The sequence below is a fragment of the Actinoplanes sp. NPDC051633 genome, assembly GCF_040681735.1.
In the GTDB taxonomy this organism is placed as follows: domain Bacteria; phylum Actinomycetota; class Actinomycetes; order Mycobacteriales; family Micromonosporaceae; genus Actinoplanes.
The window spans coordinates 1-6,650 of record NZ_JBFAZH010000359.1; the positions used below are offsets into that span (position 1 = coordinate 1).

Below are 6,650 nucleotides of genomic sequence, written 5' to 3' on the forward strand. Positions count from 1 at the left end.
CCGGACGGCGTCCGGTCACCGCTGCACCGGGAAGACGAGGTGGAGGACCCGGTCGCCCTGCACGCAGACGGTCGGGTTGCCGAGCAGGACATCGGTTGCGGCGAGTTCGCCGAAGAACGGCCGGTTGCCCGCACCCATCACCACCGGCACGAGGTCGACGGCCACCTCGTCCAGCAATCCCAGATCGAGGCACTGCCGCGCGATGGTGCCCCCGGCGACGGCGACGACGCGATCCCCGGCGAGCTCCTTCGCCCGGGCGATCGCGGCCTCCACGCCGTCGGTCACGAAGGTGAAGGGCGCGCCGGGGTGGGCCTCGACCCAGTCGGCGGGGACCCGGTGCGTCACCACGACGATGGGGACGTCCAGGGTGTGCCGGCCGTGCCAGCCCTCGGCCACGTCGAACAGCGTCCGGCCGCAGACCAGCGCACCGAGCGAGGACGCCCACCGCCGCCAATGCTCCGCACTCGGTGCGGTCAGGTGCACGGTGAAGTCGCCGGCGGGCGTCGGGATGGCCACCTCGCCGTTCTGCAACCAGTCGAACAACGGGCCGATGGTGTTGTCCGGCTTGGCGACGTACCCATCCAGGGACATGATCGCCTGTGCCTGCACGATTCCCACGGGTCCTGCCTCTCCTCGCATGTCTCCCTCATTGCTGAGGATGCCGCCATGCGGCTGGCTCTTTCCTTCACCGTCTCGCGTGGCGTCGCTTCACGATCGAGCCCGTTGGAAATATCGCGGCCCAGAATCCCTGCCCGGGATGCACGGGCACAAGGCATGCCACCGGCAAAACCGGCGGCAACTTCCCGGAACGAGTGCGCTGGGTAAGCACGGCGAGCGCGGCACAGTCGCTGTAGCGGGCTCAGCGGTTGGCGAAGCGTTCCGCGAAGGACTTCAGGTCCCGGCGCTGGATGGCGGCCGCCATCAGATCCGGGAAGGCGTCCGGGGTGCAGGCGAAAGCCGGAACCCCGAGCGCGGCCAGCGCCGCGGCGTTCTCGTGGTCGTAGGCCGGCGCGCCCTCGTCCGACAACGCCAGCAGCACCACCACCTGCACGCCCGCCGCCGTCATCTCCGCCACCCGGCGCAGCATCTGCTCGCGCACGCCGCCCTCGTAGAGGTCGCTGATCAGCACGAAGATGCTGTCCCGCGGCCGGGTGATCAACTGCTGGCTGTAGGCGATCGCCCGGTTGATGTCCGTGCCGCCGCCGAGCTGCGTGCCGAACAGCACCTCGACCGGGTCGTTGAGCTGCTCCGTCAGGTCGACCACCGACGTGTCGAAGACGACCAGCGACGTCCGCAGCGACCGCATCGACGCCAGCACCGCCGCGAACACCCCGGAGAAGACCACCGACGAGGCCATCGAGCCGGACTGGTCCACGCACAGGATCACGTCCCGCTGCACCGCGCTGGTCCGCCGCCCGTAGCCGACCAGCCGCTCCGGGATCACCGTGCGGTGCTCGGGCTGATAGTGCTTGAGGTTCGCGCGGATCGTGCGGTCCCAGTCGATGTCGGCGTGCCGCGGCCGGTTGATCCGCGACGCCCGGTTGAGCGCACCGGTCACCGCCGCGCGTGTCTTCTGCTCGATCCGCTTCTCCAGGTCGTCGACCACCGTCCGGACGACCTGCCGGGCCGCTTCCTTGGTCTCGTCGGGCATCACCCGGTTGAGGGAGAGCAGCGTGCCGACCAGGTGCACGTCCGGCTCCACCGCCTGCAGCATCTCGGGCTCCATCAGCAGCCGATGCAGATCCAGCCGCTCGATCGCGTCTTGCTGCATCACCTGCACGACCGTGCTCGGGAAGTACTCCCGGATGTCGCCGAGCCACCGCGCCACCCGAGGCGCCGAGGAGCCCAGGCCGGCCGACCGCTTGGACCGCTGCTCGCCGTCCTCGTCACCCGCGCCGTCGTATAGCGCCGCCATCGCCGCGTCCATCTGACCGTCGCGGCCCTCCGCCTTCCCGAGCGCCTCCTCGGCCGGTCCGCCCAGCACCAGCCGCCAGCGCCGGAGCCGTTCCCGCCGCTCGCCGTCGTCGTCGGTCATCGCTCGCCTCCGATGTCCCGGCCCATCTCCCGGCTGATCTCCCGGCCGAGCAGCATGCTCAGTGTCGGCAGCGCCAGTGCGGCCCGATCGTGGTCCAGCGTCGCGCCGGTGTCGCCGGCGGCGGCCCGCGGACCCGCGATGCGCTCGCCGATCGCCCGGCGCTCGCCGGCCGCGAAGGCGCCGAATGTCCGCCGCAGCAACGGCAGCACGTCGTCGAACGACTCCGTGGCGATGTCCGCCAGCCAGTCGTCGAGCAACTCCAGCAGGGCGTCGTCGTGCACCAGCAGCAGCCCGCCGCCGGACAGGAAGCCCTCCACCCACGCCGCCGCGTGCGCCGGTGGCGTGCCCACGGTCAGCGGCAGCCGCAATCGTCGCCGCACCTCGTCCGGCTCGAACTTCCCCGCGTCCAGCAGCAGCCGTGTCAGCCGCCCGGCCAGCAGCCCGTGCAGGTCGGCGCGGTCGGCCAGCGAAACCAGCGTGGCGTCCCAGCGCTCCCGCATCGACTGGTCGTCGAGCAGCGCGATCGCCGAATGCACCCCGTCGAGGTGCTTGCGCAGCTCCTTGGCCGCCTCGTCGCCGAGCGAACCGACCGCGGCGGGCAGCCCGGCCCGGATCCGGCTGAGCAGGCTCTCGGTCACCGCGGCCAGCCCGGCCACGTCGGTGCGGCGCACGTCGCCGTAGCGCAGGCTCCGCGCCAGCGCGGGCAGGGCGGCCATCAGGTGGTTGACGTCGGCGTCCAGCGCGGCGCGGGTGTCCAGCGCGGCCAGGACCGGCGGGTACGCGTCCGCGAGATCGCCGAGCAGACACACCTCGACCAGCGCCGTGACGTCGGCGAGAGTCTCCGCCTTGCGGGCGCGGTCGGTGACCCGCGCGGTGGCCGCGGCCGTCACCGTGGTGCCCCACATGCTGCCCTCGACCAGGCTGATCGCGAACTCCGGCTGCCAGCGCAGCTTCCACTGCTCGCGGAACGTGCCGGTGCCCCGGCGCCCGGCCTCGGGCTCGCCCCACGGCACGTCCAGGGTGCGGAGCCGGTGCAGCAGGCGGCTGCGGCCGAGGTCGATGTCGCGGCGCAGGTCCAGCTCCAAGGTGCGTTCGAGAGCCTCGGGCTTGAGCCGCAGGCTGCGCTGCTGCGCGGCGAGATCCTTGGCGAGGGGTACGGCGGGCATCTCCTCGGGCACCGCACCGAGCCGCTCACCGACCACCAGCTTGCGGCCGATCAGCTCGACCCGCAGCCGCTCGCCGTCGCACATCACGGCCTCGGCCGCCTCGGTGACCTCGGCCAGCCCGGCCAGCGGCCGCCCGCGCAGCCCGGCCAGTGCCTCGGCCAGCCGGGTCGCCTCGATGACGTGCGCGGAAGACGTCGGCACCCCCTCGGCCCGCAGCACCTGGGCCGCGTCGACAAGCCACCGGGGCACCACGTCCTCGGAGGTGGCGAAGAGATGGTGATACCAGCCGGGCGAGCGCACGCCGGCCCCATACCCGGACCACGACGCCAGCCGCCCGTAGGTCCACGGCACCCAGGTGAAGGCGACCTTGCTCTTCTTCCGCCCCTTGAGCAGCGCGGCGTCATCCTTGACGGCCACCTTGCGCAGCAGCGCGGGCACGTGCCAGGCCCCGCACACGACGGCGATGTCCTCGTGCGACTTGCGCACTTCCCGCAGCACGGTCCGCATGTAGGCCTCACGCACCAGATCCTCGGGATCCTCGGGCGAGGCCTCCCGGATGGCGGTCATCGCCTCGGCGACGGCCTCGAACGCCGGCATCCCGCGATGCTCGACGACGTCCTCCCACCACCGCTCGGGATCGTCATAGCCGGCCGCCTTGGCGAGCTCCCCGATCGGGTCCACCGGTCGCAAGGGCTCCGCCGGTGCGCCGTCCCCACCACCGGGCTCTTCGCCGGCGGCATCCGGCAGCCCGCCCGGCTCACCACCGTCCTCCCGGGCCGGCGCAGCGACGTCTTCGCCCTCGCCCGGCGGCGGCGTGGTGGTGCGGCCGGGCGTCGGCGCGCGTGATCTGGACAGGCGGTAGCCGTAGGGCAGGTCGAAGAAGCGGACCGGCACGTCGCGGGTGACCGCCCAGCGGATGGCCTGCCACTCCGGCGAGAAGACCGCGAACGGCCAGAACGCCGCGCGCCGCGGGTCGTCCGCGGCGTATCCCAGCAGGGCGACCGGTGGCACCAGGCCCTCGTCCCGGACCCATCGGACCAGGTCGTCCGCCTCCGGTGGCCCCTCGATCAGCAGGATCGACGGCGGCTCCCGGTCGAGCTCCCGCACCACCGCCCGCGCCGAGCCCGGCCCGTGATGCCGGATCCCGTAGAACCTCTCAGGCATCGCGCGCCGCGCGGTAGAAGTCACGCCAGTCGGAACGCTCCCGCACGACCGTCTCCAGATACTCCCGCCAGACCACGTCGTCGGAGACCGGGTCCTTGATCACCGCGCCGACGATCCCGGACGCCACGTCGGTCGCGTGCAGCCGCCCGTCACCGAAGTGGGCGGCCAGCGCCAGGCCACTGGTGATCACCGAGATCGCCTCCGCCGTGGACAGCGTGCCGGTCGGCGACTTCAGCTTCGTCCGCCCGTCCTCGGTCATCCCCGACCGCAGCTCCCGGAACACCGTGACCACCCGCCGGATCTCCTCCATCGCAGCCGGCACCTCGGGCAGAGCCAGCGACTTGCCGAGCTGCGCCACCCGCCGCGCGACGATCTCCACCTCCTCGTCGGCCGACGCCGGGACCGGCAGCACAACGGTGTTGAACCGCCGCCGCAGCGCGCTGGACAGCTCGTTCACCCCGCGGTCGCGGTCGTTCGCCGTGGCGATCAGGTTGAACCCGGCCTGCGCCTGCACCTCGGTGTTCAGCTCCGGCACCGGCAGGGTCTTCTCCGACAGCACGGTGATCAGCGCGTCCTGCACGTCGGACGGCACCCGGGTCAGCTCCTCGACGCGGGCGATCGTGCCGGTCCGCATCGCCCGCATCACCGGACTGGGCACCAGCGCCGCCTCGCTCGGCCCGTCGGAGAGCAGCCGCGCGTAGTTCCAGCCATACCGGATCGCCTCCTCCGCCGTGCCCGCCGTGCCCTGCACCAGCAGCGTCGAGTCGCCCGAGATGGCCGCCGCGAGATGCTCGGACACCCAGGTTTTCGCCGTGCCCGGCACGCCGAGCAGCAGCAGCGCGCGGTCGGTGACCAGAGTGGACACCGCCACCTCCATCAACCGCCGCGGCCCGACGTACTTCGGGGTGATTTTCGCGCCGTCGCCGAGCAGGTAGGTCACCACGGCCGACGGCGACAGCCGCCAGCCGGGCGGACGCGGGCGGTCGTCGGAGCCGGCCAGCAGGGCCAGCTCCTCGGCGTACTGGTCCTCGGCGTGCTGGCGCAGAACGGTCACTCGAACTCCAGGTGCATCTCGTTGCGGAAGGTGAGGGTACGAGCCAGCTCGGCCACCGGACGGGTGCGCGCGGACGTGGCCGGCTCACGCTCGAGCTCCTCGGCCAGCCGGGCGACGTGCCCCGCATACCGCGGCGGCATGGACAACGCCGCCGACCGGCACAACTCCGAGAGCTGCCAGCTGTGCCGATCGGTACGCGCACGCCGCGCTATCGTCTCGATCACGGTCACCGCCAGCTCGGCCGGCCAGTCGCCCTGATGGACGGCCAGCAACCGGTTGGCCAGATGATCCTCGCGGCGCAGGAAGTCGGCGGCGATCCGGGCCAGCTCGTCCGGCGGCAGGATCAGGTGCAGATCCCAGCGCACCGCCTCCCGCAACGCCGGCCCGTCCGACCTGGCGTCGTTGGCGACCAGCGCACCGGCCCACGCCGGGTCGCGCTGAGCGATCGCCGCCTTGGCCCAGCCGTGCAGCAGCGCGGTCTCCCAGTCGTTCCCCCGGGCCAGCTCGACCACGGCGGCCGGGCTGCGCCCGAAGCCGTGCCAGGCATCCAGCGGGGTGCCGGCCACCACTTCCTCGAGCAGCCACGCGCCGATCCCGATGCCGCGGGCGGGCGAGGCGCTGACACCGTCGCGGCGCAGATCCTGATCGAGATCCTCGGGCGGCTCGACGATCAGCCGGTCGCGGCCGATCAGCCGGCGCTCCAGCCGGACGGCACGCATCGCCCGCTCGGTCATCCGCCGGCCGAGCCCGGAGCCGGGCAGCCGGCGCAGCAGCTCGAGCGCCGCCTCGCGCACCTCGCGGCGCCGATCGTCGAGGGCCTGCTCGAGCAGCGGGTCGTCGTCGATCTCGAGCCCGATCTCGAGGGCGCCGAGGAAGCGGACGCGGTCGTCCGACGACTCGCCGCTCCAGGCCGTCTCCAGCAGGGTGCGCCCGGCGGGCGGGTCGGTGTGGCGCAGCTGCAACAGGTAGGCGAGCCGCTCGCCCGGCGAACCCGTCTCCCAGTCGGCGAGGACACCGGCCGGTGCCTGGTCGAGCAGCCACCGCCAGTCGTCGCGCATGGCCGCCAGCCAGGCGCCGCGCTGCCCGCCCACCTTGCCAAGCGCGCCGCGGATCGAGCCGTTGCGGCGGCCCGCGTCGAGCAGCGCGGGCAGCGCCTCGGGTGGAACGTGCCCGCCGTGCGCGGCGGCCAGCTCCAGCCACTGCGCGAGGATCTCCTGAGCGATCTGGGCGC

5 protein-coding genes are annotated in these 6,650 nt (G+C 73.0%); all 5 read right to left on the reverse strand.

What is annotated here, in order from left to right:
- Window positions 1–15 precede the first annotated feature (15 nt).
- Entirely contained in the window at window positions 16–618 is a 603-nt protein-coding gene (locus AB0M20_RS20440) for a dihydrofolate reductase family protein (RefSeq protein WP_364300307.1), read from the reverse strand.
- 241 nt (window positions 619–859) lie between these two features.
- A complete protein-coding gene (locus tag AB0M20_RS20445) occupies window positions 860–2,035 on the reverse strand; it encodes a VWA domain-containing protein (RefSeq protein ID WP_364300309.1) in 1,176 nt (391 codons plus the stop codon).
- Window positions 2,032–4,365 (reverse strand): DUF5682 family protein, encoded by a 2,334-nt coding sequence (locus AB0M20_RS20450; protein WP_364300311.1) that lies wholly within the window; start codon window positions 4,363–4,365, stop codon window positions 2,032–2,034. Before AB0M20_RS20450 ends, AB0M20_RS20445 begins: the two co-directional genes overlap by 4 nt.
- Window positions 4,358–5,419 (reverse strand): AAA family ATPase, encoded by a 1,062-nt coding sequence (locus AB0M20_RS20455; protein WP_364300313.1) that lies wholly within the window; start codon window positions 5,417–5,419, stop codon window positions 4,358–4,360. The genes AB0M20_RS20450 and AB0M20_RS20455 overlap by 8 nt, the downstream gene beginning before the upstream one ends.
- The coding region (locus tag AB0M20_RS20460) for a DUF5691 domain-containing protein (RefSeq protein WP_364300315.1) at window positions 5,416–6,650 on the reverse strand (1,235 nt) is incomplete at its 5' end. The genes AB0M20_RS20455 and AB0M20_RS20460, both read right to left, overlap by 4 nt.

Excerpts from the sequence above, each read along its gene's own strand:
- AB0M20_RS20450 (WP_364300311.1), bottom strand. The coding sequence starts at position 4,365 with ATGCCTGAGAGGTTCTACGGGATCCGGCATCACGGGCCGGGCTCGGCG.
- AB0M20_RS20445 (WP_364300309.1), bottom strand. The coding sequence starts at position 2,035 with ATGACCGACGACGACGGCGAGCGGCGGGAACGGCTCCGGCGCTGGCGG.